The following is a 24,852-nucleotide window of genomic DNA, read 5'->3' as shown; positions in this document are numbered from 1 at the left end:
CGCTTGTTCGACATGTTATGCACAGATCGGTCCCCAGCCTGATGCGGCTGCACCTGCACCTGCTCTCGGACTCCACCGGCGAGACCCTGGAAAACATCGCCAAGGCGGCGCTGGCGCAGTTCGACGATGTCGAGCCGCTGCGCCATTTCTGGCCGATGGTGCGCAGCGAGGCGCACCTCGAGCGCATCCTGCAGGAGATCGCGCAGAACCCCGGGCTGGTGATCTACACGCTGGTCAATCGCGACATCCGCCGCATGCTGGAGACGCGCTGCCGTGCGCTGGGGCTACCGGCGATCGCGCCGCTCGACCAGGTGAGCCATGCGCTGTCCAACCTGCTCGGCCAGGAAGCCAAGGCGCGGCCGGGGCGCCAGCACATGCTCGATGCCGCCTATTTCGCCCGCGTTGATGCGATCCAGTTCACTATCGCGCATGACGACGGGATCGGCTGGGAGGATTGGGAGGAAAGCGACATCCTGCTCGCCGGCGTCTCCCGCTCGTCGAAGACGCCGACGTCGATCTATCTCGCCAATCGCGGCTACAAGGTCTCGAACATCCCGATCGTGGTGGAATCGCCGCCGCCGGCCAAGCTTTTCCAGCTGCAGCGGCCGCTGATCGTCGGGCTCACCACCAGCGCCGATCGGCTGGTGCAGATCCGCCGCAACCGGCTGCTCTCGCTCAACCAGGCGCCCGAGACCGACTATGTCGACCAGGAAGCGGTGCAGCGCGAGATCGCCTTCGCCCGCCGGATGTTCGCCGACAATGGCTGGCCGGTGATCGACGTGACCCGCCGCTCGATCGAGGAGACCGCGGCCGCGATCATCCAGCTGTGCAACGACCGTGAAATGGACCGCCGATAATGCCGACACTCGTTCTCGCCTCCCAGAGCGCCTCCCGCCGGGCGATGCTCGATGCGGCGGGCGTGGCGCACGAGGCGCTGCCCGCCCTGGTCGATGAGGCCAGCGCGAAGGAATCGCTGCTTGCCGAAGGCACGAGTCCGCGCGACCTCGCCGACGCACTCGCCGAGCTGAAGGCGCTCAAGGTCTCGCGCATGGCGCCCCAGGCGCTGGTGCTGGGCGGAGACTCGCTCGTCGCGCTCGACGATGGCAGCCTGCTCGACAAGCCCGAGAGCCGCGAACAGGCGCGCGACCATCTCCAGCGCATGTCGGGCAAGACCCATGACATTTACAGCGCCGCGGTGATCGCCGAGGGCGGTCGGCCGGTGTGGCGCTATGTCGACCGGGCGCGACTCCACGTCCGCCCCCTGAGCGAGGCGTTTATCGAGTCGTATCTCGACGTCGAATGGCCGGCCATCGCCGGGTGCGTCGGCTGCTTCCGGATCGAAGGGCCCGGCGTGCAGCTCTTCAGCCGCACCGAAGGCAGCCATTTCACCATCCTCGGCATGCCGCTGCTGCCGATTCTCGACTATCTGCGCACCCGGGGAGTGATGCCCAAGTGACTCGCTATGCCGAGGTGATCGGGGATCCGATCGCTCATTCGAAATCGCCGATCATCCATAGATTCTGGCTCGATGCGATGGGCAACGAGGGCGATTATCGCCGCACCCATGTGCTGGGCGACGATCTTGCCGGCTATTTCGCCCGCGCGAAGGACGATGCCGACTGGCGCGGTTGCAACGTCACCATTCCGCACAAGCTCGCGGTGATGGATCTGGTCGGTGATCCCGGCGGGGTGCGAAACACGATCGGCGCGATGAACACCGTGATCCGCGGCGAGGACGGCACGCTGATCGGCACCAACACCGATGCCGGCGGCTTCTTCTCGCCGATCGCCGGGCTGGAGCTGGAAGGCAGCCATGCGGTGGTCGTCGGTGCCGGCGGCGGCGCCCGGGCGGTCTTGTTTGCGCTCTCCCGCATCGGCATCGGCAAAGTGACGATTCTCAACCGCAACGTGCTCAAGGCGGCGGCGCTGCTCTCCAGCTTCGGGGTGAAGGGCGATGCGTTGCCGATCGGCGCACCGCTGCCTGCGGCCGACCTGCTGGTCAATGCGAGCCCGCTCGGCATGGACGGCCAGCCGCCGCTCGACCTGAACCTCGATCCCCTGCCCGAGCACGCGGTAGTGTATGATATCGTCTACGCCCCGCTCGAGACGCCGCTGCTCGCCCAGGCGCGGGGCCGTGAGCTGGACACGGTAGACGGCCTCGAGATGCTGGTCGGCCAGGCTGCGCTCGCCTTCGAGCTCTTCTTCGGCGCCGAGCCCCCGCGCGACCGCGACGAGGAACTGCGCGCGCTGCTCACCGCATGAGCAGGCGGCCGATCGTGCTGGGCCTCACCGGCTCGATCGGCATGGGCAAGTCGACCGTGGCGGCGATGTTCGCGGCGGACGGCGTGCCGGTGTTCGACGCCGACGCGACCGTCCACCACCTTCAGGGCCCGAATGGTGCGGCGGTGGCGGCGATCGAGGCCGAGTTCCCCGACACCACGACCGCGCTGGGCGTGAATCGGACGTTGCTGCGCGAAGCGGTGATGGCGGATCCCACCGCCTTCGCCCGACTCGAAGCGATTCTCCACCCTGCCGTCGCCGACGCGCGCGAATCGTTCCTGGCCGCATATGCCGAGTCGCCGCTGGTGCTTCTCGACGTACCCTTGCTGTTCGAGGCCGGCGGCTGGCGGCATGTCGACAAGATCGCGGTGGTGTCCGCACCCGCGGCGATTCAGCGCGCGCGGGTCCTCGCCCGCCCCGGCATGACCGCAGAGCGCTTCGAGGCGATCCTCGCGCGCCAGATGCCCGACGCCGAAAAGCGCGCCCGTGCCGATTTCGTGATCCCCACCGGGGAAGGCCTGCAGGTTACGGAAGATTGCGTACGCACGGTCATCGCTTGCCTCGCGCCGCCTGTGGGTGGATAAGCGCTCCATGCGGGAAATCGTGTTTGACACCGAAACGACGGGACTCAGCTTCTCAGGCGGCGACCGCCTCGTCGAAATCGGCTGTGTCGAGCTGGTGAACCGGGTTGCCACCGGCAACCATTTCCACGCCTATATCAATCCGCAGCGGCCGATGCCGGTGGAGGCGTTCAACGTCCACGGCCTGTCCGAACGATTCCTTTCCGACAAGCCGCTGTTCACCGACGTGGTTGAGGATCTGCTCGCCTTCATCGGCGATTCGCCGATGGTCGCGCACAATGCGGGCTTCGATTTCAGCTTTCTCAATGGCGAGCTGGGCAAGTGCAGCCGGCCGCTGATCGATCTCGGCCGCATGGTCGACACGCTGGTGCTCGCGCGCACCCGGCACCCGGGCGCCAAGCACACGCTCGACGCGCTGTGCAGCCGCTACGGCATCGATCTCAGCGCGCGTACGCTGCACGGCGCGCTGCTCGACGCGCAGCTGCTGGCGCAGGTCTATGTCGAACTCACCGGCGGCCGCCAGATCACGCTGGGCCTGGCGGAGGAAGTGCCGGTGGTGCCGGAGACCGTCGCGGAGGCGCCGACTCGGGTACATATCCGGCCGGCGCGGCGGTTCACCGCGAGTGCGGTGGAACTTGAGCGCCACGCAGCGTTTCTGAAGTCCCTGGACGAGCCGCTATGGGGTGTTCCCACAATCGACGCGGTTTCGGTGCACCCCTAGGTCGCTCGTCCTTAATTGCGAAGTGGAGGTACATTATGGATATCCGGATCTCGGGGCATCAGGTCGATACGGGCGCAGCGCTCAAGACGCAGGTGACGGATCGGGTCCAGGGTATCGCCGACAAATATTTCTCTCGGGCCATTTCCTCGCAGATCACCTTCGGCAAGGGCCCGCACGACAACGGCTTCACCTGCGATATCGTGATGCACGTGACGCAGGGCCTGGTGCTCAAGGCGACGAACGCGGGCATGGAGGCGCATGGCGCGTTCGACGGCGCGGCGGACCGGATCGACAAGCAGCTGCGACGCTATGTCCGACGCCTCAAGGATCGACGTCCCACCGAGGTGATCGCGCTGGCAGAGGGCGGTGCCTATGACAATGGCTTCGACAATGCCGGCTATACCCTGTTCCAGGAAGCACGCGAGGAAGAGGAAGTCGCCGACGCCCCGCTGGTGATCGCGGAGACCCGCGTCGATGTGCCGGAGGCCACGGTTTCGGACGCGGTGATGATGCTCGACTTGCGCAATACCAACGCATTGTTGTTCCGCAACAGCGGTACGGGCGCCTATAATATGGTCTATCGCCGCGGTGACGGAACGATTGGCTGGGTTGAGCCCAACCGCGCACCGGCGTAAGGCGCCGGCTTGCAGGCGGGCAGCCGCTTCTTTGGAACGAGTAAATGACTGATCTGAGCGATTTGCTCGTACCGGAGGCGGTGCTCGCCGGGGTTACGGCGGGCAACAAGAAGGCGCTGTTCCAGCAGCTTGGTGCCAGTGCGGCGGCGACCTACGGGGTCGACGCCAAGCTGGTGGCCGAGCGGCTGACCGAGCGCGAGCGGCTGGGCTCGACCGGCTTCGGCGGCGGCATCGCGATCCCGCATGCCCGGCTCGACGAGCTGCCGCGCGTGTGCGGCGTGTTCGCCCGGCTGGAGCAGCCGCTCGATTTCGGCGCGGTCGACGATCTGCCGGTGGATCTGGTGTTCATGCTGCTCTCGCCGACCAACGCCGGAGCCGAGCATCTCAAGGCGCTCGCCTCGGTCTCGCGACGGCTGCGCGAGCGCCCCTTTGCCGAGAAGCTGCGCGGCGCCGGCTCGAAGGACGCGCTCTACGTGCTGCTCACCGGAGTCGAGGCGCGTGACGCCGCCTGAATCGGCGCCCACGGGCGCCGAGGCGCATTACCGGGCGCTCGAATCGCTCTACGCCGCCGCCCCGATCAACCAGCTCTTCCCTTCGGTGCTCGAGATTCCCGAGGCGGGGATCGCGCGGATCCGCTTCGACGTGGACTCGCGCTATTTCCACGCCGCCGGGGCGACCCACGGCACCAGCTATTTCAAGATGCTCGACGATGCCGCCTTCTATGCGGCCAACAGCCTGGTCACTGATCGCTTCCTTCTGACCACCGCCTTCAACCTGCTGCTGACCAGGCCGCTGCCCGAGGGGCCGGTGATCGCCGAAGGCCGCTGGGTGAGCGGGCAGCGCCGCGTGTTCGTCGCCGAAGCGCGGCTGATCGATGCCCATGGCGAGGAAGCTGCGCGCGGCACCGGCACCTTCATGCGCTCGCGGATCGCGCTCGCCAGCCTGCCCGGCTATCGCACCGCATGACTCCGCGGCTGACCAGCGCGGTGCTGGTGAGCGCGCTGGTGCGGCGGGCGGATAGTGCCGGCGGCTCGGCGATGGTTCTCGCCAAGGGCGATGCGACCTCGGGTGCGATTCTGCTGCTGCTGCTCGATCGCGGCACGCAGCCTCGCTTCCTCGAACGCGGCATCGGTCCGGAGGGCGTGCCCGCCCTGCTCCCCTCCGGCCCCCAGCAACTGGCCGACGAGGCGGAGGCCAGCGCCTATTGGCGGCGCCGCCGCGAACGCGACACCGATCTATGGGTCGTGGAACTGGATATCGCAGGCGGCGAACGGTTCGCCGCTGAAACGATGAACCTTTGTTGACAGTCCGGCCCTCGCCCGCGAAAGGGTTCACCACGTCAATTCGCGTTGTGCCGTTCGGGGTGTGAAGTCGATCGGTTACGCAGTCGGGGGGTAAGTCCGACGGTCCAGTCTCCTCGGGAGCAGCGGCCGCTCGCACGCCAACCGCACAATACAGATATGAAATGAAGTTTCTGCCACGGGCTGCGACTTTCGCAGCTGTGACTTTTTGCGCTGGCGCACTTGCGAATGCCGCCACGCTCAACCTGAGCCCGCTCCCCCAGCAGGAAGCGAAGCTTCAGGCGACGGTGCAGCCGGCACCGGCACCGGCACAGATTCAGAACGTCCTTGCTTCCCAGCAGGTTCCCGCGCCTCAGGCAGCGGTCGAGCAGCAGGGCACCGATGCCGAGGACGATGCCACCCCGGAATATGCCACGCTTTCCGACGCGGTCGCCGCGCAGGAAGACGTTGCTGCGCTCGAAGAGGATCGCGAACTCCGCTGCCTCGCCACCGGCGTCTATTTCGAAGCCCGCAGCGAGCCGCTGTCCGGCCAGCTCGCGGTTGCCGACGTGATCCTGAACCGCAGCACCTCGGGCCGCTTCCCCGGCTCGGCCTGCTCGGTGGTGACCCAGAAGGGCCAGTTCTCGTTCGTGCGCGGCGGCAAGCTGCCGACGCCGCCGGCGAATGCGCACTGGCGCCGCGCGCTTGCCGTGGCCCAGGTCGCCCGCAAGAATCTCTGGGAGAGCCCCGCCGGCGACGCGCTCTATTTCCATGCGCGCTACGTCAGCGGCGCCCAGGGTCGTGCCACGGTCGCGACCGTGGGGAACCACATCTTCTATCGCTGATCGGGAACTCCCCGCTCGCGCTTGAAAAGCCGCCGAAGCGATTCGGCGGCTTTTCTGTGTTCGTGAAATGTTCTATGTTCCACCGATGAACGCGCTTACCCCTTTGCCCCCTGCCCCGACCCCTGAAGCCGAGGCGCTGGTCGCGGCCGATGTCGTACGGGGCGTGTGCCGGATGCTGCTGCGCCACGATTGCGTGGCGATCGGCGAGGTGCCGCTGGAGGGCGGCCGGAGGGTCGATCTGATGGCGCTGGATGCGCGCGGCAACATCGTCATCGTCGAGGTCAAGGTGTCGCGCGCCGATCTGCTCGGCGACGCCAAATGGCCCGAATATCTCGGCCATTGCGATCGTTTCTTCTGGGCGGTGCCGCACGGGTTCGACCTGCGCCCGCTCGACCAGCCGCATTTCCTGCCGGAGCGGACCGGGCTGATCGTTGCCGATCGCTATGACGCGGCGGTGGCGCGCGAGGCGGCGACGGTGCCGCTGGCGGCCCCTGCCCGCCGCAAGGCCACCCTCGCCTTCGCCCGCCGAGCGGGACGAAGGCTGCTGGGGATGCTCGATCCCGACGTCGCCGACGGGTTCTGAGCGTCGGTTAGAGCTTGGGGCCCGCGGCCGCCGCGGCGCGGCCGACCTTTGGCGCGTCGGCGAGCAGCTTGGCGATCGAGGGATAGCGAGTCTCGCGCTTCGCATATTCGCGCGCCGACAGGCCACCGCCGAAATCGCTGCGATCGGGATCGGCGCCTGCGTCGAGCAGCTTCTTCACCACCTCGGCGTCATGGGCGAGGACCGCGCGGATCAGCGGGGTGACGCCGCCATTGTTCGCCAGGTTGACGTTGGCCTTCTTGGCGAGCAGCGCGTCGACGCCGGGTGCCCAGCCAAGGCCAGCGGCGAAGATCAGCGGCGTGTTGCCGTCACGATCCTGGATGTTCACGTTGATGCCGGGCTGGTTGATCAGCACGGTGAGGTAGGTTGGGTCCTGGCGCTTGACGACGATGTGCAGCGCCGACTCGCCGGTGCCATAGGGATCCTTGACGTTGATCATCGAGGCTGCCTTGTCTCGCAGGAACTCGTTGACCTTGTTCCCGTCCGCCTTACGGATCGCGTCGAGGAACTGGATGCTCTCGCGCGGCTGGCCCATGCCCTGGGCGAGCGCCGGAAGCGGCAGGAGGAGAAGCGCCGCGGCGGCGGCAGAGGCGAGACGGAACGTCATTGCTGGATCGGTACCTTCGATACGGGCGACGGATGCAGGAGCGTTCCTAGCAAAGACTGGCGGTAGATACCATGAACTGGATGTTTCGCGCGTTGATAGCTTCCGCAATGTTGGCGCTGGCGGCCTGCGGGGCGAGCAGCCCCGGCGAACCGCCGCTGGCCGGCGCGCGGATCGGCGGGCCGTTCACCCTCACCGACCAGAACGGCAATACCGTCACCGATGCCGATTTTGCGGGCAAATACCGCATCGTCTATTTCGGCTACACCTATTGTCCGGATGTCTGCCCGACCGACCTGACCAAGATCGGCGCGGCGCTGCGCACGCTCGACAAGCAGGTGCCTCGCACCGCGCAGAAGATCGTGCCGTTGTTCATCTCGGTCGATCCCGAGCGGGATACCGCGGCCCAGCTGAAGCAATATGTCGCTAATTTTCACCCGCGGCTGGTGGGGCTGACCGGCAAGCCCGACGCAATCGCGCAGGTGGCAAAGGAATATGCGGTCGCCTATATGAAGCAGCCGACGCCGTCGGGCTATCTGATGGGCCATACCGAAGTGGCCTATCTGATGGGGCCGGACGGCAAGCCGATCACCAGCCTGCCGCTGGAAAAGGATCCTCCGGCGATCGTCGCCGAGCTTGAGCATTGGGTGCGTTGACCATTAAATTCTGGGAAGATCTGCCGCTGGAGGCCCTAGACCGCGCGCAATGGGAAGCCCTGTGCGACGGCTGCGGCAAATGCTGCCTGCACAAGCTGGAGGACGAGGAAACGGGCGAGCTGTTCGCCACCAACGTCGCCTGCAAGCTGCTCGATCGGCGCATGGGGCTGTGTAAGGACTATAAGCACCGCCGGGCCTATGTGCCGGAGTGCGTGCGGCTGACGACGCGCAACGTGCGCGACATCGAATGGCTGCCCACCACCTGCGCCTATCGCCTGCGCGCGAACGGCGAGAAGCTGCCCGACTGGCATTATCTCGTCTCGGGCGACCGCGAGGCGGTGCACAAGGCGGGGGAATCGACCCGCGGCTGGACCATCTCCGAAGACGATGCCGGCGATCTCGAACATCACATGACGGACCGCCGCCTTTGATCGAGGGGCTCGAAGTGATCCGCCATCCCCGTGCGCGGCGGATGCGGCTCGCGATCGACCCCCGCGACGGCAAGGTACGACTGACCATCCCGCCGCGCGCGAGCCTCGCCAAGGCGATGCAATGGGTGGGCGAGCAGCAGGGCTGGATCGACGCCCAGCGCGAGCGGCTGCCGGGCGGGCGGCCGTTCGTGCCCGGTGCGCATGTGCCGTTCGGCGATGGCATGCTGACGATCGTCTGGCCCGCGGCTGGGGTGCGCGGTGTGCGGCGCGAGGGCGACCAGTTGCTCTGCGGCGGAAGCGAAGACGGGCTGGGTCGCCGCGTCGAGCGCTGGCTGCGTGCCGAGGCGCTCCGCGTGCTGAGCGAAGAAACCGCGCATTATGCCGCGCTGGCCGGGGTGCGGGTCACCAAGGTGGCGATCGGCGATGCGCGCAGCCGCTGGGGCAGCTGCGCCTCCACCGGCGTGATTCGCTACAGCTGGCGGCTGATCCTGGCGCCCAGCGAGGTCCGCCGGGCGACGGTGGCGCATGAAGTTGCGCACCGAGTGCACATGAATCACGGCCCCGAGTTCCACGCGCTGGTCGAGCAGCTCTACGGCGCCGACCCGACCCCGCACCGGCATTGGCTGCGCCAGCACGGGTCCAGCCTGCATTGGGTGGGACGCGAATAACTTCCGCTTGCCAAATCCCCCTCCCGCAAGCGGGAGGGGAGCTTAGAGGAGCACCCTCACCCCTCAATACTCGTCGTTGGGCCGCTGACGGTCCTGCGGCGCGGGCTGGCGCTGCGGCTGGCGGGGTTGCTGCTGCTGCGCCGGCGGGCGGCCGGTCATCCGGTTGATCCAGTCGCGATCGAGCCGCTCGCCCTGCTGCTGGACCGGCGCGGGGCGCCCGCCCTGCTGCGCCGGTGCGGGTGCGGCGTCCATGTCCTCGCCGTCCTGCGGCTCGGTCGGTACCTGGGGCGGCGGGGCGATCGGGTTGCCGTCGGGATCGACCATCATGCCGTTGTCGGGGGCGCCATAGGCGTCCTCGTCGGGCTCCAGCATGTTGTCGGGCGGGGTCAGCTGGGTCTCGAACTGCTCGACCGGACGGTTGGCGACCGCCTGGATCATGAAGTCGTGGAAGGCACGCGCGGGCGCACGGCCGCCCTGCAGGCCCGGCACCACCTTGGCATCGTCGCGGCCCATCCACACGCCGGTGGTGAGGCCGCTGGAGAAGCCGATGAACCAGCCGTCCTTGTTCGAGCTGGTCGTGCCGGTCTTGCCCGCGACCGGACGCCCGATCTGCGCGGCGCGGCCGGTGCCGGTGGCCACCGCGGTCTGCATCAGATCGATCATCTGCGCCGCGACATAGTTGGCGACCAGCACGTGGCTCGTGTCCACCTCATGCTGGTAAATCACGCGGTTGTTCGCGGTCACGCGGGTGATTCCATAGGGCGTCACCGCAACGCCGTTATTGCCCACCGAGGCGAAGGCGCGCGTCATGTCGATCAGGCGGACGTTGGAGGTGCCGAGCACCATCGCCGGCTGGGTGTTGATCGGCGTGGTGATGCCGAAGCGCTTCGCCATATCGGCCACGGTGGTGAAGCCCACCTCTTGGCCAAGCTTCGCGGCGATCGTGTTGACCGAATAGGCGAAGGCGGTGCGGATCGTGATCGGCCCGCTGTTGCGACGCGAGTCGTTGCGCGGGGTCCAGCCGTCGATCGTCACCGGCTCGTCGACGACGATGTCGTCGGGCTTGTGCCCGGCTTCGAGCGCCGCGAGATAGACGAACAGCTTGAACGACGAGCCCGGCTGGCGCTGCGCCTGAGTCGCGCGGTTGTAGATCGAGGACACATAGTCCTTGCCGCCCACCATCGCCCGCACCGCGCCGTCGCGGTCGATCGAGACGAGCGCGCCCTGCGCGCCGTCGGGCGCGTTGACGCGGATCGCCTGGTCGGCGCTGCGCTGCATGTTGAGGTCGAGCGTTGTCCACACGTCGAGCGGCGCTTCGGTCTCGTCGATCAACGTCTCCAGCTGGGGCAGCGCCCAGTCGGTGAAATAGCGGACGCTGTTCTGCTTGGGCTCGGGCGCCAGCTGCACGGCGTGCGGATCGGTGCTGTTGGCCTGGGCCTCGCTGATCTTGCCGGCCTCGGCCATCAGCTTGAGCACCACCGTCGCGCGATCGACCGCGGCCTCTGCGTCTGCGGTGGGCGAATAATGCGAGGGTGCCTTCACCAGCCCGGCGATGATCGCGGACTCGCCGAGCGACAGGTTGGTCGCGGGATGGCCGAAGAATTTCCGGCTCGCCGCGTCGATGCCATAGGCGCCGCCACCGAAATAGACCTTGTTCAGGTACAGCTCGAGAATCTCCTGCTTGGAGAATTTGCGCTCGAGCGCCAGCGCCAGGATCGCCTCACGAATCTTGCGGCCGACGCTGTACTTGTTCGACAGGAAGATGGTGCGGGCCACCTGCTGGGTGATCGTCGAGCCGCCCTGCAGGCGCCGGCCTTCGTCGTGCAACCGCTTGGCCACCCAGAAGATTCGCGCCACGCCGACCGGATCGACGCCCCAGTGCGATTCGAAGCGGCGGTCCTCGGTCGCGATGATCGCGTCCTTCATCGCCTGCGGGATCTGATCGTACTTGATCCAGTCGCCATAGCTCGGCCCGAGCGACACCAGCACGGTGCCGTCGACCGCGTGGACGCGGATCATCTGGCCGTTGGGCGAGGACTTCATCTGGTCGAAGCTCGGCAGCGTCGATCGCGCCGAATAGACCGCGATCACCAGCGCTATGCAGGCGATCAGCGCCAACGCCACGCCGCTGATCAGCGACCATAGGAAGAACTTCTTCCAGAAGGAGCCCCGGCGCCACCAGGGCGCAGCTGCGGTTTTCGATTTCACGGCCATGTACGGCGTGGTCGATTACAGGCTCGCGGGGCTTCCCACAAGGATTAGGCGGCAGATGCGCCCGCCGCGCGCGGCCGGAACTCGAGGCTGACCGAGTTCATGCAGTAGCGCAGGCCCGTTGGCGGCGGGCCGTCGGGGAAGACATGGCCGAGATGGCCGTCGCAGCGAGCGCAGCGCGCCTCAATGCGGCGCATGCCGTGGCTGGTATCGGCATGTTCGTTCACATGGTCGGGAGCCACCGGCTGGGTGAAGCTGGGCCAGCCCGAGCCGGAATCATATTTGTCGATGCTGTCGAACAGCTCGAGCTGGCAGCCGGCGCAGCGATAGATGCCGTCGGCCTTGTTGTCGTTGTAGCGGCCCGAAAAGGCGCGCTCGGTGCCTGCCTCGCGCAGCACGTGGAACTGCTCGGGGGTGAGGCGCTTGCGCCATTCGGATTCGGAGAGATTCAGCTGTTCCATAGGGTTGAGATGTGGGTTCGGCGGGCCGTGCCGTCAATCCGGTGAACGGCTCAGTCCGGGATCGTGATCCGCTGCACCACCGCGCCGCTCTCGCGCAACTGCGCCTTCAGCACGTCGGGCCGGGGGGCGTAGAGGAAGCCGAAGCTCACCGTGCCCTTGCGGGTGCGCACGGCATGGTGGAGCCGGTGCGCCTGGACGATCCGCTTCATGTAGCTGGAGCGCGGGATGTAGCGGTGGCGGATCCGCTTGTGCACGATCAGATCGTGGAAGCCGAAATAGATCGCGCCATAGGCCGCGATCCCCGCGCCGATCCAGGTGAAGCCCGGCCACCAGCCGAGCTGCACGCCGCCGAGCAGCAGCACGAACGAGGGCACCGCGAAGATCGCGGCATAGAGGTCATTGAGCTCCCAATTGCCGGTGCGCGGGCGGTGGTGACTCTCATGGAGGAACCAGCCGGGCCCGTGCATGATCCAGCGATGCGCGGCATAGGCGAACAGTTCCATGCCGAGCACGGTGGCGAGGAAGATCAGGACGGCATTCAGCGGCGACATGGGCCCCATGTAGGCGATCGCGCCGCGCCATTCCATTGACTTTGCCCAAAGAGGCAGGGTCAGGCCTGGGGTATGTCCAGCAGGTCTGCGCCCATCGCCGAGATCAGCCAGTCGTGGAAGATCTGCACCGGCCGCAGCGTCAGCGCGCGTGGACGGCAGACGAACCAGTAGCTGTAATGGCTCTCCACGGTCAGATCGAACAGCTGCACCAGCCGCTCGTCGCGGGCGGACTGGTAATGCGATTCGAGCATGAAGGCGACGCCGAGTCCCTGCGCGGCGGCTTCCAGCATCAAATTGCCCGAATCGAACAGGTCGATCGCCGCCGGCTCGAGGTCGGGATAGCCCGCCGCCATCCGCCAGGCGGTGAAGGTCTCGGGCATTTCGCGGTGGACCAGGGCGGTGAGTCGCGACAGGTCCATGGGATCACGCACCGGATTGGGCCCTTCGACCAGGCTCCGCGCGCCGATCACGTGCACCCGGTTGCGATCGAGCCGGCGCGAATAATAGCCGGGATCGATGTCGCGGGCGATGACGATCGCCGCATCGAGCCCGTCGCCCAGCCGCGCCATGCCGTGGCTGCCGGTATCGACGTCGAGATGCAGTTCCGGATGCCGCTTCTTCAGCTCGGGTAGGCGCGGCAGCAGCTGCTGCGTCGCATAGAGCGGCAAGACGCCGAGTCGGAGCCGCAGCAACTCGCTGCCGCTGGTCATCGTCTCGATCGCGTCGGTCATCGTGTCGAGCGCCGGGGCGATCAGGCTGAGCAGCCGGTCGCCGTCGTCGTTGAGCCGCAGCGACTGGTGCCGCCGCTCGAACAGGGGCTTGCCGATGAAGCGCTCTAGCGCCTGCACGCGCCGACTGAGCGCGGGAGACGACAGTGCCAGTTCCTCGGCGGCAGCCTTGATCGAGCCCAGGCGGGCGACCTGAACAAAGGCTTCGATCGCGGTGAGCGGCGGTAGGCGACGCATCGATCCGTGTCTCTCAATTGGTGCGGTGCAGCAAAAGGCTGACAAAAGCACGACGCCATTGCCGGTACCCTCTCCGCTGGGAACGAATATCGCGCGGGACAATCGCGATTGCAAGCCGTGCATCTAAGCGGTGTAAATTTCGCACTTGCACAAAAATGTGCCGCACCGCACATAGGGGGTGCCTTTCAGGCATCCTCTCCTAAAACTTTCCAAGGCCGCCCTTAATTGAGGCGGCCCTTTTTTTTATCTCCGCCGTTCTTAGCTTTCGTGCGTACCGCCACGAAGGAACCCACAGAATGGCCGATGACGAATCCCGCACCAGGCGGCTCCAGGTCGCCAATGCGCGGCCCGAGGACAGCGGCCGCGGACTGGCCCATATCCCGCGCAGCCTGATGGCCGCGCTCGGCATCACCGAGGGTGATGTGATCGAAATCGTCGGCAAGCGCACCACCCCTGCGCGCGCCGTCCTCCCCTATTCCGAAGACGAAGGGCTGGAGCTGCTCCGGATCGACGGGCTCCAGCGCGCCAATGCCGGCGTCGGCTCGGGCGATTTCGTCGAGGTGCGCCGCGCCGATTCGAAGCCTGCGACTCGCGTCGTGTTCGGTCCGGCCCAGGCGAATCTGCGGCTGCGCGGCACCGGCGAGGCGCTGAAGCGCACCTTCTTCACCCGTCCCCTCACCTCCGGCGACACCATCGCCACGGTCGGCCACCAGCGCGCCGATGTGCCGCCCAACGTCCAGCAGTTCGTGCGGGCGCCCGCCTATGCGCTGCAGGAGATCCGCCTGACGGTGCTCTCCACCGTGCCCCGCGGCGTGGTGCATATCGACGAGAATACCGAGGTCGAGCTCCGCACCGAATATGAGGAGGCCAAGGAAAGCCGCCGCGCCGACGTCACCTATGACGATATCGGCGGGATGGCCGCCACGATCGACCAGTTGCGCGAGATGGTTGAGCTGCCGCTGCGCTATCCCGAGCTGTTCCAGCGTCTGGGCGTCGATCCGCCCAAGGGCGTGATCCTGCATGGCCCTCCCGGCACCGGCAAGACGCGGCTTGCCCGCGCGGTGGCCAACGAAAGCGATGCCAGCTTCCACCTGATCAACGGGCCGGAGATCATGGGTTCGGCCTATGGCGAATCCGAGCAGCGGCTGCGCCAGGTGTTCGAGGAAGCGGCGAAGAACGCGCCGTCGATCGTGTTCATCGACGAGATCGATTCGATCGCGCCGAAGCGCGGCCAGGTGACCGGTGAGGCGGAAAAGCGTCTCGTCGCCCAGCTGCTGACGCTGATGGACGGGCTGGAAGCACGCGCGAACATCGTCGTGATCGCCGCGACCAATCGCCCCGAGGCGATCGACGAGGCGCTGCGCCGTCCGGGCCGATTCGATCGCGAGATCGTTGTCGGCGTGCCGGACGATCGCGGCCGCCGCGAGATCCTGGGCATCCACACCCGCGGCATGCCGCTGGGCGATACCGTCGACCTCGCCGAGCTGGCGCGCACAACCTACGGCTTTGTCGGTGCCGATCTGGCAGCACTCACCCGCGAAGCTGCGATCGATTCCGTGCGCCGGATCATGCCGCGCCTCAATCTCGAGGAAGGCACGATTCCGCCCGAGGTGCTGGACACGCTGTCGGTCACCCGCGACGATTTCCTGGAGGCATTGAAGCGCGTCCAGCCCTCGGCGATGCGCGAAGTGATGGTGCAGGCACCGACGGTCCGCTGGGAAGATGTCGGCGGGCTCGACGATGCGCAGATGCGGCTCAAGGAAGGCGTCGAGCTGCCGCTCAAGGATCCGGATGCGTTCCGGCGCCTGGGCATTCGGCCGGCCAAGGGCTTCCTGCTCTACGGGCCGCCGGGCACCGGCAAGACGCTGCTCGCCAAGGCCGTAGCGCGTGAGGCGGACGCGAATTTCATCGCCACCAAGTCTAGCGACCTGCTCTCCAAATGGTATGGCGAGAGCGAGCAGCAGATCGCCCGGCTGTTCGCGCGTGCCCGCCAGGTCGCGCCGTGCGTGATCTTCATCGATGAGCTCGACTCGCTCGTGCCGGCGCGCGGCGGTTCGATGGGCGAGCCGCAGGTGACCGAGCGCGTAGTCAACACCATCCTCGCCGAGATGGACGGGCTGGAGGAGCTCCAGTCGGTGGTGGTGATCGGGGCGACCAACCGGCCGAACCTGATCGATCCTGCCCTGCTCCGCCCGGGCCGATTCGACGAACTCGTCTATGTCGGCGTGCCCGACAAGGCCGGGCGCGAGCGCATCCTGCGGATCCAGACCGACAAGATGCCCCTCGCGGCGGATGTCGACCTGGGCTCGATCGCCGAGCAGACCCAGCGCTACACCGGCGCCGATCTGGAAGACGTGGTCCGCCGCGCCGGCCTGGTCGCGCTCCGCCAGTCGCTGGACACCCGCGAAGTGACGATGGCGCATTTCGAGGAAGCGCTGAAGGACTCGCGCGCCACTGTCACGCCCGAGATGGAGAGCGACTATGAGGCAATGCAGGGCCGGCTGAAGCAGCAGGCCTCGTCGATCCAACCGATCGGCTTCATCGCGCCCGGCATGCTGGAAGGCCGCGGGCCGAAGGGCTAAGTCGACCGACTCCAAGGCCGCCGACGATCACGGTGTCGTCGGCGGCCGTTTCTCTTTCAAGCGAGCAGCATGGCCGAGCCCAATCCCCTTCAGCAATCCAACCGCCAATGGCTCTGGCCTGCGCTCGCTCTGCTGGGCTTGTCGCTGGCGGGGTTGGCGGTATTTCTCTGCCTGCGCTTTGCTAGCGGCTTTGCTTTTGACCCCGAACTGCTGCTCGCCCTCCGTCGGCCGGAGGATCTGGCGACGCCGATCGGCCCGGCCTGGCTGCTCCAGTCCGCGATCGATATCAGCGCGCTCGGCGGCTTTACCGTGCTGTGCCTGGCGGGCGTGGCGACGCTGATCTTCCTATTGGCGTTCGGCAAACGCGCCGAAGCGCTGCTGCTCGGCGGGTCGCTGATCGGCGCCTCCTCGATCAACGGGCTGCTCAAAATCTTCCTGAATCGACCGCGCCCGGAGGTGGTCCCTCACCTCGCCCATGTCTCCAGCGCCAGCTTTCCGAGCGGCCACGCGATGACCTCGGCGGCGGTGTACCTGACCCTCGGGGTGATGGTTGCGCAGACGCAGGACAGTCGCTGGGCCCGTGCGTATCTGCTCGGCATGGCGGTGCTGCTCGTGCTGCTGATCGGCTGCAGCCGCGTCTTCCTCGGCGTGCACTGGCCGTCGGACGTGCTGGCGGGCTGGTGCTTCGGGGCGATCTGGGCGCTGTGCATGTTCGCGCTCAACGCACGGCTGCACCGGCGCTGAGGCTCAGCCGTCCGAGGCCTGCGTCGTCCAGCCGAGCCTTGGAATCGTGATCGAGCGCTTGCCCGACAGGTCGACGCGGGTGACGAACAGTCCCTTGCTCTCGATATATTGCATCAGCCGCCGCGCACGGCCGAGCGAGCTGGTGCCGTAGCTGGTCGCGATGTCGGTGTCGCTCGGGCAGGGCAGCCCCTCGCGCGCCGCTTTGGCGACGAGCAGGAAGGGAGCGAGCATGTCGTCGGGCAGCGCCCGTGCCGCTTCCAGGGCTTGCGCCCACTCGTCGTCGGGGTCGCCATGGATGCCCGCGCGCGCTGCCGAGAGACGCCGCACGAAGCCCGAAATGTCGAGCGGCGGACGGGTGAGCCCCACCATCCGGCAGCGCACCTGGAAATCCTGGTAGAGCACCGCGGGCGAGCGCAGCGTCGATTGCTCGTCCTCGACGATAGCGCGCAGCACGTCGGCCACCAGCCCGGCGACTTCTTCGGGATCGCGATCCGGCTCGACTTCCATCGGCGCGGGCCCCGAGCGGGCAAGCTGCTCGAGCACGGTTTCCGGCGGAGCATAGGCATGCGCGGGCGGCGGGGCCGGGGGCACCCATTCGGGCTCCGCCGGGGCCAGCAGTAGATCCTTCATGTCCTCCGACGGCGCCTGGGGCAGCGGCGTCAGTTTCGGCGACGAGCTGCGCGCGCTGGTCTCCACCGATCCGATCCGGATCGCCACCGGACGCCGCGTGATTGCCGGGCCTAGTCCCAGAAAGTGGCCGCGCTGCAGGTCGCGGATCGCCTCGGCCTGGCGGCGTTCCATGCCGAGCAGGTCGGCTGCGCGTTGCATGTCGATGTCGAGAAAGGTGCGGCCCATCAGGAAGTTCGACGCTTCCGCCGCGACGTTCTTGGCCAGCTTGGCCAGCCGCTGCGTCGCGATCACGCCAGCGAGCCCGCGCTTGCGGCCGCGGCACATCAGGTTGGTCATCGCTGAGAGCGAGGCACGGCGCACCTCTTCCGCGACTTCGCCGCCACCGGCGGGCGCGAACAGCTGGGCCTCGTCGACCACGACGAGCGCCGGGTACCAATGGTCGCGCGGGGCATCGAACAGGCCGTTGAGGAAGGTGGCGGCGCAGCGCATCTGGCCTTCCGCCTCCAGTCCTTCCAGGCTCAGCACCACCGAAGCACGATGCTCGCGGATGCGCGCGGCGAAGCGGGCGACGTCGCGCTCGCTGTGGTCGACCGCCTCGATCGCGAGATGGCCGTAGCGATCGGAGAGGGTGACGAAATCGCCCTCGGGATCGATCACCACCTGCTGCACATGACCCGCGGACTGTTCGAGCAGACGGCGGAGCAGGTGCGACTTGCCCGAGCCCGAATTGCCCTGGACGAGCAATCGGGTTGCAAGCAACTCCTCCAGATCGACCGGCACGGGTCCGCCCGTGCCGTCGACGCCCATGTCCACGCTGACGGTCATCGCCGCCGCTTTGCCGGATCATGGGGGGCAGCGGCAAGGGCTGCCGCCACGAAAACTGTGGGTGTTTGTTTCGCTTCAGGCCGCGTCGGCGGCATTCAGGCGTTGGCGGCGGCGTTCGAGCGCCTGCATCGTCTTCTCGGCGAGCAGCGTGAGGCGGGCGGTATCCTGCTCGGTCAGCTGCGGACGGGCGGTGCTGTCGATCACGCACAGCGTGCCGATCCGCTTGCCGCTGGCGGTGCGCAAGGGGGCCCCGGCATAGAAGCGGATATTGGGATCGCCGGTGACCAGCGGGTTCTCCGAAAAGCGCGGGTCTGCCTTGGCGTCGTGGACCACGAACACATCGGGTCCCCGGATCGCGTGGGTGCAGAAGGAGATCGAGCGCGGCGTCTCCTGCGGCTCCAGCCCGACCCGCGCCTTGAACCATTGGCGGTTCTCGTCGATCAGCGAAATAAGGGCGATCGGCACGCCCAGCGCCGCTGCGGCTTCGCGAACGATCGCGTCGAATTCCGCTTCGTTGGGGGTATCGAGCACGCCATAGCCCTTGAGCTCGGCAAGGCGGGCGGGTTCGTCCGAGGGTTCCACCGGCATCGTTCGTCTTCCTGCGTTTGCGCCCCCCGGCACATTCGGTCTACTACCGAGCCAGAAGTTAACATTTGCTCGACAGCGCAAGCATGTGCCGGGCAGTCTGATGGCAGCCATGCGTCCCGATCCCATTGAACATCTCCGCCGGGTTTTCGGCTATGACGCCTTTCGCGGCGTGCAGGGCTCGGTGGTCGACCGTGTCATGACGGGCCAGCGCACGCTCGCGGTGATGCCCACCGGCGCGGGCAAGTCGCTCACCTACCAGCTGCCCTCGGTGATGCTGGAGGGGACCTGCGTCGTCGTCAGCCCGCTGATCGCGCTGATGCACGACCAGCTGCGCGCCGCCGAGGCGGTGGGCATCCGCGCCGCTACGCTGACCAGCGTCGACGACAATCGTGCCGAGACGATCGAGCGCTTCCGCGCCGGCCAGCTCGACCTGCTCTATATCGCACCGGAACGTGCCTCGGGCGAGGGTTTCCGCAATCTGCTGACCCAGGCGCCGCTCAGCCTGTTCGCGATCGACGAAGCGCACTGCGTTTCCGAATGGGGGCATGATTTCCGCCCCGATTACCGGCTGCTGCGCCCGCTGCTCGATCGCTTCCCCGAGGTGCCCCGTCTCGCGCTGACCGCCACGGCGGACGCGCATACCCGTGCCGACATCCTCGAACAGCTGGGCATTCCGGAAGACGGGCTGATCGTCGCCGGCTTCGACCGGCCCAACATCCGCTACCATATCGCCCCGCGCGAGAACACGACGCGGCAGATCATCGACATCGTCGCCGAGAATCCGGGCCCCGGCATCGTCTATGCCCAGACCCGCAAGGGCGTGGAGCAGCTCGCCGAGAAGCTGGCGGCAGAGACCGGGCGGCCGGTGCTCCCCTATCACGCCGGGCTCGATCCCGAGGTGCGTCGTCGCAACCAGGCGCAGTTCGTCGCCAGCGAGGACATGGTGGTGGTCGCGACCGTCGCGTTTGGTATGGGCATCGACAAGCCCGACGTGCGCTTCGTCGCCCATGCCGGGCTGCCCAAGTCGATCGAGGCCTATTACCAGGAAACCGGACGTGCAGGGCGTGACGGGGATCCGGCGGTCGCGCATCTCTTCTGGGGCGCCGATGATTTCGCCCGCGCCCGTCAGCGGATCGGCGAAGTCGAGCCCGCGCGCCAGCCCGGCGAGCGCACCCGCTTGACCGCGCTCGGCGCGCTGGTCGAGACGGCGGGGTGTCGCCGTCACATCCTGCTCAGGCATTTCGGCGAGGACGCGCCCGAGACCTGCGGCAATTGCGACAACTGCCTGAATCCGCCGGCGGCGATCGACGTCAGCGTCACCGCGCAGAAATTCCTCTCGGCGGTGTTCCGCACCGGAATGCTGTACGGAATAGGCTATATCGAGGGCATCCTGACCGGCGTCTCGACCGAGCGCAGCCTGATGAACGGGCATGAGAAGCTGTCGGTGTTCGGCATCGTCGACGGCGACGAAGTGGCGATGCTCAAGCCGGTGTCGCGGGCGCTGCTGCTGCGCGATGCGCTGCGCACCAATGAGCATGGCGGGCTGGAGTTCGGTCCGGAGGCGCGCGCGATTTTGAAGGGCGAGGCCAAGCTCGAGCTGGTCCTCCCCCCGCGCCGCGAACGGAAGCGTCGCGGGGCCAAGGGGTCAGTGCCCAACCCGGTCGGCAATCCGGTGTTCGAGGCGCTGCGGGCAAAGCGCCGCGAAATCGCGCAGGAGACGGGGCTGCCGCCTTACGTCATTTTCCATGATTCGGTGCTGCGCGACATGGCGATGGTGCGGCCGTCGTCGCTGGCGGAGATGGGGCAGCTCTCGGGCGTCGGCGCGCGCAAGCTCGATGCCTATGGGCAGGATTTTCTGAACGTCCTCCGCCAGTTCTGATCGGCTTCCTTGGGGCAGCGCTGCGCGCTACAGCCTCGCGCTGGAATCAGAAGGAGGACCTGCCATGCCCAACAAGATCGACGACCGCATCTCGGTGGCCCCGCAGATCCGCCCCGAGGACGTGCCTGCGCTCGCGGCGGCGGGGTTCGTGCACATCATCAACAATCGCCCTGAAGGCGAGGAGTTCGGCCAGCCGACCGGTGCGCAGATCGCCGAGGCGGCCGAGGCGGCGGGGCTGGGCTATACCGAGATCCCGGTGACGCCGGGCGGCTTCTCGATGGCGCAGGTCGAGGCGATGGCGGAGGCGCTCGCGTCGGTCGACGGGCCGGTGCTGGCGTACTGCCGCTCGGGCACCCGCTCCTGCAACCTCTGGGCGTTGGCCACCGCGTACAAGGGCGGCCAGCCGGACGAACTGGTCGCGAAGAGCGCGGGTGCCGGCTACGACCTGTCCGGCATCCGCCCGGCGCTGGCGCAGCTTTCGGGCAAATAAGCTTCTATTCCCCCCTCCCGCAGGCGGGAGGGGAACGCCTGCTGCAAGCGGCGGGCCCCTGCTTCCCCTCACGCACAAAAAATGGGCTGGTGGTTGCCCACCAGCCCAGTCGTCCGCAGGAGGAACCTCGGTGGGGCGCCGCGGCAGGAGAGGATCCCGCGGCGCCCGAACTTGTCAGTAGTTGTAGGCGCGCTCGCCATGCTCGTTGATGTCGAGCCCTTCGACTTCCACTTCCTTGGAAGGACGGATGCCGATGGTGAGCTTCAGGCCGTAGAAGAGAACCGCCGAGACCAGGCCCGACCAGAGCAGGGTGATCCCCACCGCCTCGGCCTGGATGATCAGCTGCGCCGCGGTGTCGTAGCTGGGTGCCGCGACCGCCGGGAACTTGGTGTAGTCGATGACGCCCTGGCCGCCGAGCGCCGGGTTGGCGACGATCGCGGTGCCGAGCGCACCGATGATGCCGCCGACGCAGTGGACGCCGAACACGTCGAGCGAGTCGTCATATTTCAGCTTGTTCTTCACCGTGGTGACGAAGAAGAAGCAGATCGGCGAGACGACTAGGCCGAGCACGATCGAGGTCATCGGCGCGGCATAGCCCGAGGCCGGGGTGATCGCGACGAGGCCGGCGACCGCACCGGTCACGCCACCCAGCAGCGACGGCTTCTTGTGCACGACCTGCTCGATGACGGCCCAGCTGACGGCAGCGGCCGCGGTGGCGACGAAGGTGTTGATGAAGGCGACCGCGGTGACGCCGTTCGATTCCAGGTTGGAACCCGCGTTGAAGCCGAACCAGCCAACCCACAGCAGCGAGGCGCCGATCATGGTCATGGTCAGCGAGTGCGGCGGCATCGGCTCGCTCTTGAAGCCCACGCGCTTGCCGATCACGAGGCAGCCGACCAGGCCGGCGATGCCCGCATTGATGTGGACGACGGTGCCGCCGGCGAAATCGAGCGCGCCCTTGCCCCACAGGAAGCCGTAATCGGTCGGCGTGTCGACCAGGAAGTCCGGACCCGCCCAGTACCAGACCATGTGCGCGATCGGGAAATAGGCCAGCGTCATCCACAGCACGGTGAAGATGATGAGGGGGGTGAACTTCACACGCTCCGCAAAGGCCCCGACGATCAGCGCCGGCGTGATGCAGGCGAAGGTCATCTGGAAGCAGACGAAGGCGAATTCGGGGATATAGACGTTGTTCGAGAAGGTCGCGCCATAGGTGCTGGCACTCACCCCGACCAGGAACGCCTTGGAAAGGCCGCCGAAGAAGTGGTTCTCGCCGCCGCTGGTGAATGCGATCGAATAGCCCCAGCTGACCCATACCAGCGAGGCGACCGAGACGATCATGAACACCTGCATCAGCACCGAGAGCATGTTCTTGGTGCGCACCAGGCCGCCATAGAACAGCGCCAGCGCCGGCACCGACATCATCAGCACGAGCGCCGAGGAGATCAGCATCCAGGCGGTGTCGCCCTTGTTCACCATCGTCGCCTGCTGGGCGGCGCTGGGGGCCTTGATCAGTGCCGTCTGTGCCCAGGCGGGCATTGCCGCGACCAGCGCGGCCGCGCCGAGCGCGAGCCCGGCGGTCTTCCATCCTTGCTTCATTGCTACCCCCTTGCTCACAGCGCCGTCTCGTCGGTCTCGCCGGTGCGGATGCGCACGGCCTGGCCCATGTCGAGGACGAAGATCTTGCCGTCACCGATCGCGCCGGTGCTCGCCGCTGCCTGGATCGCTTCCACGGCGCGGTCGGCAAGATCGCTGCCCACGGCGACCTCGATCTTGATCTTCGGCACCATGTTCGTGCTGTACTCGGCGCCGCGATAGATCTCGGTCTGGCCCTTCTGGCGGCCGAACCCCTTCACTTCGGTAACGGTCATGCCCGTCACGCCGACGGTGGTGAGCGCCTCGCGCACCTCGTCGAGCTTGAAGGGTTTGATGATGGCGATGATGAGCTTCATGTCGCCCCCTCTGGCGGTTGTCCCGGAGAGCAACGTCGCAAGGGGCGTGCCAAATGGAACGCACAGAGGGGATGTGCGTTTCGTGCCGCCAAATATTACGAACTGGTGAATTTTGCGACGCGCATCTGCCCGAAAAACGGGCAGATCACTGCAGCGTGGCGCTGTCCTCGCCGTGGCGGCCGAAGAACTGCATCAGCTGGACGATCAGCTCGGCGCGGTCCTCCAGCCGGGGGGCTTCGAGCAGTGCCTGCTTCGAGGCGGCATCGAACGGCGCGATCTGCGCGATGCCGTTGACCAGCGATTCGTCGTCGAGCCGGGTCACCGCCTCCCAATCGACCATATAGCCGAGGCCATCGGCGAAGCGGCGCGATTCCATCTCGATCGAGGCGCGACCGGCCAGCGACAGCGATTCGGATTCGCCCACCACTTCCAGCGCCGCCTCGACCTGGCGGAACGGCGTGCTCACCTCCAGCTCGCGGACGATGGTGAAGCGGCTCAGCCCCTCGAGCACGATGTTGAAGCGGCCGTCTTCGAGCGCCTCGACATCGGCGATCCGGCCGACACAGCCGACATCGAACAGCGTCGGCGGATCGCGCTCGTCGCGCGGCTGGACCATGCCGATGCGCCGGTCGCGCGCGAGCGCCTCGGAGACCATCGCGCGGTAGCGCGGCTCGAAGATGTGGAGCGGCAGGTGCATGCGTGGAAACAGCAGCGCACCTGCCAGCGGAAACACCGAGAGCCGCGTCGTCTTCATCCGAACAGGATCTGCGACAGCTTGCGACGCTGGGCGGCGACCCAGGGATCTTCGAGACCCACGACCTCGAACAGCTTGAGCAGCCGCTGGCGCGCGGCGCCCTCGTTCCACGCACGATCGTCGCGGACCATGGCGAGCAGCGTCTCCGCCGCGCCCTCGCGATCGCCTGCCGCCATCTGGCCGCCGGCGAGCTCGTAGCGCGCATCCATGTCCTCGGGATTCGCGGCGGCGCGCGCGGCGAGCCCGGCGAGGTCGCCGACCGGCTGGGCTTCGCGGGCGAGGCTCAGCGCGGCGCGCGCGCGCTCAACTTCAGGCGCCTTGGCCGCGTCGCCCGGGATCGCGTCGAGCGCGGCCTGCGCCTCGTCATGGCGGCCCAGCGCGGTCAGCGCGCGGACACGGCCGGCGGCAACCACGGCGTGATCGGGGGCCATTTCGGCGATCTGGTTGAAGATCGCGAGCGCGCGCTCGGCATCGCCGTCGGCCAGCACCTGCTCGCCCATCGCGATCAGCGGCTCGAGCTCGGCTTCCACATCCGCTTCCTCGCCGCTGATCGGCAGCTGGCGCAGAATCTGGTCGAGCATCGCGCGCAGCTGCGATTCGGTGCGCGCGCTGGTCAGGTCGGCGACCAGCTGGCCCTGGAACATCGCATAGACCGTCGGGATCGAGCGGACCTGGAATTGGCTCGCGATGAAGTTGTTCTTGTCGACGTCGATCTTGGCCAGCATCACGCCCTTGGGGGCATATTCGTCGGTGACCTTCTCGATCACCGGGCCCAGCGCCTTGCACGGCCCGCACCATTCGGCCCAGAAATCGATGATGACGAGCTTCGACATCGACGGCTCGACAACGTCTTTGCGAAAGGCGTCTACGGCCTGTTTGTCGGCGGGGCTCATACCAAGCGTGGCCAAAATGCGCTCC

The 24,852-nt window shown here is 67.3% G+C and carries 29 protein-coding genes; 18 read left to right on the top strand and 11 right to left on the bottom strand.

The features are described from left to right. The first annotated feature begins 41 nt into the window (after positions 1-41). The 11 genes from ACTJKY_RS02520 to ACTJKY_RS02470 all read left to right on the top strand — a co-directional run bounded on the left by ACTJKY_RS02520 (position 42) and on the right by ACTJKY_RS02470 (position 6,925). Positions 42-857, top strand: a complete 816-nt coding sequence (locus tag ACTJKY_RS02520) for a pyruvate, water dikinase regulatory protein (protein WP_183049464.1) — start codon at positions 42-44, stop codon at positions 855-857. Continuing rightward, entirely contained in the window at positions 857-1,456 is a 600-nt protein-coding gene (locus tag ACTJKY_RS02515; protein ID WP_440843996.1) for a Maf family protein, read from the top strand. The genes ACTJKY_RS02520 and ACTJKY_RS02515 overlap by 1 nt, the downstream gene beginning before the upstream one ends. Then, positions 1,453-2,262, top strand: coding sequence for a shikimate dehydrogenase (aroE, locus tag ACTJKY_RS02510; protein ID WP_440843995.1), 810 nt, complete (start codon positions 1,453-1,455; stop codon positions 2,260-2,262). The genes ACTJKY_RS02515 and aroE overlap by 4 nt, the downstream gene beginning before the upstream one ends. Then, entirely contained in the window at positions 2,259-2,864 is a 606-nt protein-coding gene (coaE, locus tag ACTJKY_RS02505) for a dephospho-CoA kinase (RefSeq protein WP_440843993.1), read from the top strand. The genes aroE and coaE overlap by 4 nt, the downstream gene beginning before the upstream one ends. Before the next feature lie 7 nt (positions 2,865-2,871). Further along, complete coding sequence (gene dnaQ / locus ACTJKY_RS02500; RefSeq protein WP_440843992.1) at positions 2,872-3,582, top strand: DNA polymerase III subunit epsilon; 711 nt, start codon at positions 2,872-2,874, stop codon at positions 3,580-3,582. A 35-nt stretch (positions 3,583-3,617) separates the two neighbouring features. Further along, complete coding sequence (gene hpf / locus ACTJKY_RS02495; RefSeq protein WP_121072758.1) at positions 3,618-4,217, top strand: ribosome hibernation-promoting factor, HPF/YfiA family; 600 nt, start codon at positions 3,618-3,620, stop codon at positions 4,215-4,217. A 44-nt stretch (positions 4,218-4,261) separates the two neighbouring features. Next, positions 4,262-4,729, top strand: coding sequence for a PTS sugar transporter subunit IIA (locus ACTJKY_RS02490; RefSeq protein WP_440843989.1), 468 nt, complete (start codon positions 4,262-4,264; stop codon positions 4,727-4,729). Continuing rightward, positions 4,716-5,183 (top strand): PaaI family thioesterase, encoded by a 468-nt coding sequence (locus ACTJKY_RS02485; RefSeq protein WP_440843988.1) that lies wholly within the window; start codon positions 4,716-4,718, stop codon positions 5,181-5,183. Before ACTJKY_RS02490 ends, ACTJKY_RS02485 begins: the two co-directional genes overlap by 14 nt. Continuing rightward, positions 5,180-5,521 carry a DUF1491 family protein gene (locus ACTJKY_RS02480; protein ID WP_440843986.1) on the top strand — a complete coding sequence of 114 codons (342 nt, stop codon included), beginning with the start codon at positions 5,180-5,182 and terminating at the stop codon, positions 5,519-5,521. The genes ACTJKY_RS02485 and ACTJKY_RS02480 overlap by 4 nt, the downstream gene beginning before the upstream one ends. A 197-nt stretch (positions 5,522-5,718) precedes the next feature. Continuing rightward, entirely contained in the window at positions 5,719-6,342 is a 624-nt protein-coding gene (locus ACTJKY_RS02475) for a cell wall hydrolase (RefSeq protein WP_440843985.1), read from the top strand. 85 nt (positions 6,343-6,427) lie between these two features. Next, positions 6,428-6,925 (top strand): MmcB family DNA repair protein, encoded by a 498-nt coding sequence (locus ACTJKY_RS02470; RefSeq protein WP_440843984.1) that lies wholly within the window; start codon positions 6,428-6,430, stop codon positions 6,923-6,925. 7 nt (positions 6,926-6,932) lie between these two features. Here ACTJKY_RS02470 and ACTJKY_RS02465 read toward each other — a convergent pair whose 3' ends face one another. Continuing rightward, on the bottom strand, positions 6,933-7,550 hold the full coding sequence (locus ACTJKY_RS02465) for an ankyrin repeat domain-containing protein (protein ID WP_440843982.1): 618 nt from the start codon (positions 7,548-7,550) through the stop codon (positions 6,933-6,935). Between the two features lie 71 nt (positions 7,551-7,621). Between ACTJKY_RS02465 and ACTJKY_RS02460 the strand changes: the two genes are divergently transcribed. The 3 genes from ACTJKY_RS02460 to ACTJKY_RS02450 are packed head-to-tail and all read left to right on the top strand — an operon-like array spanning position 7,622 to position 9,302. Next, positions 7,622-8,203 carry an SCO family protein gene (locus ACTJKY_RS02460; protein ID WP_440843980.1) on the top strand — a complete coding sequence of 194 codons (582 nt, stop codon included), beginning with the start codon at positions 7,622-7,624 and terminating at the stop codon, positions 8,201-8,203. Next, a complete protein-coding gene (locus tag ACTJKY_RS02455; RefSeq protein ID WP_440843979.1) occupies positions 8,191-8,634 on the top strand; it encodes a YcgN family cysteine cluster protein in 444 nt (147 codons plus the stop codon). Before ACTJKY_RS02460 ends, ACTJKY_RS02455 begins: the two co-directional genes overlap by 13 nt. Continuing rightward, a complete protein-coding gene (locus tag ACTJKY_RS02450) occupies positions 8,631-9,302 on the top strand; it encodes a M48 family metallopeptidase (protein WP_440843978.1) in 672 nt (223 codons plus the stop codon). Before ACTJKY_RS02455 ends, ACTJKY_RS02450 begins: the two co-directional genes overlap by 4 nt. A 63-nt stretch (positions 9,303-9,365) precedes the next feature. Here the strand turns inward: ACTJKY_RS02450 and ACTJKY_RS02445 are convergent, their stop codons facing one another. From ACTJKY_RS02445 to ACTJKY_RS02430, 4 genes are read right to left on the bottom strand one after another with little or no spacing between them, the layout of a single operon-like run. Then, on the bottom strand, positions 9,366-11,516 hold the full coding sequence (locus ACTJKY_RS02445) for a transglycosylase domain-containing protein (RefSeq protein WP_440843976.1): 2,151 nt from the start codon (positions 11,514-11,516) through the stop codon (positions 9,366-9,368). Between the two features lie 44 nt (positions 11,517-11,560). Continuing rightward, positions 11,561-11,974, bottom strand: coding sequence for a peptide-methionine (R)-S-oxide reductase MsrB (gene msrB, locus ACTJKY_RS02440; protein WP_440843974.1), 414 nt, complete (start codon positions 11,972-11,974; stop codon positions 11,561-11,563). A 50-nt stretch (positions 11,975-12,024) separates the two neighbouring features. Beyond that, entirely contained in the window at positions 12,025-12,525 is a 501-nt protein-coding gene (locus ACTJKY_RS02435; protein WP_440843972.1) for a sterol desaturase family protein, read from the bottom strand. 59 nt (positions 12,526-12,584) lie between these two features. After that, positions 12,585-13,490 carry a LysR substrate-binding domain-containing protein gene (locus tag ACTJKY_RS02430; RefSeq protein WP_440843970.1) on the bottom strand — a complete coding sequence of 302 codons (906 nt, stop codon included), beginning with the start codon at positions 13,488-13,490 and terminating at the stop codon, positions 12,585-12,587. Between the two features lie 296 nt (positions 13,491-13,786). Here ACTJKY_RS02430 and ACTJKY_RS02425 point away from each other — a divergent pair, with 296 nt between their 5' ends. After that, a complete protein-coding gene (locus tag ACTJKY_RS02425; RefSeq protein ID WP_440843968.1) occupies positions 13,787-16,072 on the top strand; it encodes a CDC48 family AAA ATPase in 2,286 nt (761 codons plus the stop codon). Between the two features lie 69 nt (positions 16,073-16,141). After that, positions 16,142-16,816: a phosphatase PAP2 family protein gene (locus tag ACTJKY_RS02420; RefSeq protein ID WP_440843966.1), complete on the top strand. Its 675-nt coding sequence runs from the start codon at positions 16,142-16,144 to the stop codon at positions 16,814-16,816. Positions 16,817-16,819: 3 nt separating this feature from the next. On the opposite strand, the gene ACTJKY_RS02415 is transcribed toward ACTJKY_RS02420, so the two are convergent. Continuing rightward, positions 16,820-18,271, bottom strand: a complete 1,452-nt coding sequence (locus ACTJKY_RS02415; RefSeq protein ID WP_440843964.1) for an ATP-binding protein — start codon at positions 18,269-18,271, stop codon at positions 16,820-16,822. Positions 18,272-18,346: 75 nt separating this feature from the next. Then, positions 18,347-18,859: a GAF domain-containing protein gene (locus ACTJKY_RS02410; RefSeq protein ID WP_440843962.1), complete on the bottom strand. Its 513-nt coding sequence runs from the start codon at positions 18,857-18,859 to the stop codon at positions 18,347-18,349. 109 nt (positions 18,860-18,968) lie between these two features. Here ACTJKY_RS02410 and recQ point away from each other — a divergent pair, with 109 nt between their 5' ends. Next, positions 18,969-20,738 (top strand): DNA helicase RecQ, encoded by a 1,770-nt coding sequence (recQ, locus tag ACTJKY_RS02405; protein ID WP_440845208.1) that lies wholly within the window; start codon positions 18,969-18,971, stop codon positions 20,736-20,738. 64 nt (positions 20,739-20,802) lie between these two features. Next, positions 20,803-21,228: a TIGR01244 family sulfur transferase gene (locus ACTJKY_RS02400; RefSeq protein ID WP_440843960.1), complete on the top strand. Its 426-nt coding sequence runs from the start codon at positions 20,803-20,805 to the stop codon at positions 21,226-21,228. Positions 21,229-21,402: 174 nt separating this feature from the next. Here the strand turns inward: ACTJKY_RS02400 and ACTJKY_RS02395 are convergent, their stop codons facing one another. From ACTJKY_RS02395 to ACTJKY_RS02380, 4 genes are all read right to left on the bottom strand, one after another. Continuing rightward, positions 21,403-22,827 carry an ammonium transporter gene (locus tag ACTJKY_RS02395; protein ID WP_440843958.1) on the bottom strand — a complete coding sequence of 475 codons (1,425 nt, stop codon included), beginning with the start codon at positions 22,825-22,827 and terminating at the stop codon, positions 21,403-21,405. A gap of 14 nt (positions 22,828-22,841) precedes the next feature. Beyond that, complete coding sequence (locus tag ACTJKY_RS02390; protein WP_010542740.1) at positions 22,842-23,180, bottom strand: P-II family nitrogen regulator; 339 nt, start codon at positions 23,178-23,180, stop codon at positions 22,842-22,844. A 145-nt stretch (positions 23,181-23,325) separates the two neighbouring features. Continuing rightward, complete coding sequence (locus ACTJKY_RS02385; RefSeq protein ID WP_440843956.1) at positions 23,326-23,934, bottom strand: LON peptidase substrate-binding domain-containing protein; 609 nt, start codon at positions 23,932-23,934, stop codon at positions 23,326-23,328. Then, positions 23,931-24,827, bottom strand: coding sequence for a tetratricopeptide repeat protein (locus tag ACTJKY_RS02380; protein WP_440845206.1), 897 nt, complete (start codon positions 24,825-24,827; stop codon positions 23,931-23,933). The genes ACTJKY_RS02385 and ACTJKY_RS02380 overlap by 4 nt, the downstream gene beginning before the upstream one ends. Positions 24,828-24,852: the final 25 nt, after the last annotated feature.

The sequence above is a fragment of the Sphingomonas sp. 22176 genome (genome assembly GCF_052045505.1).
Lineage (GTDB): Bacteria > Pseudomonadota > Alphaproteobacteria > Sphingomonadales > Sphingomonadaceae > Sphingomonas.
This window is presented reverse-complemented; position numbering and strand designations above follow the sequence as displayed.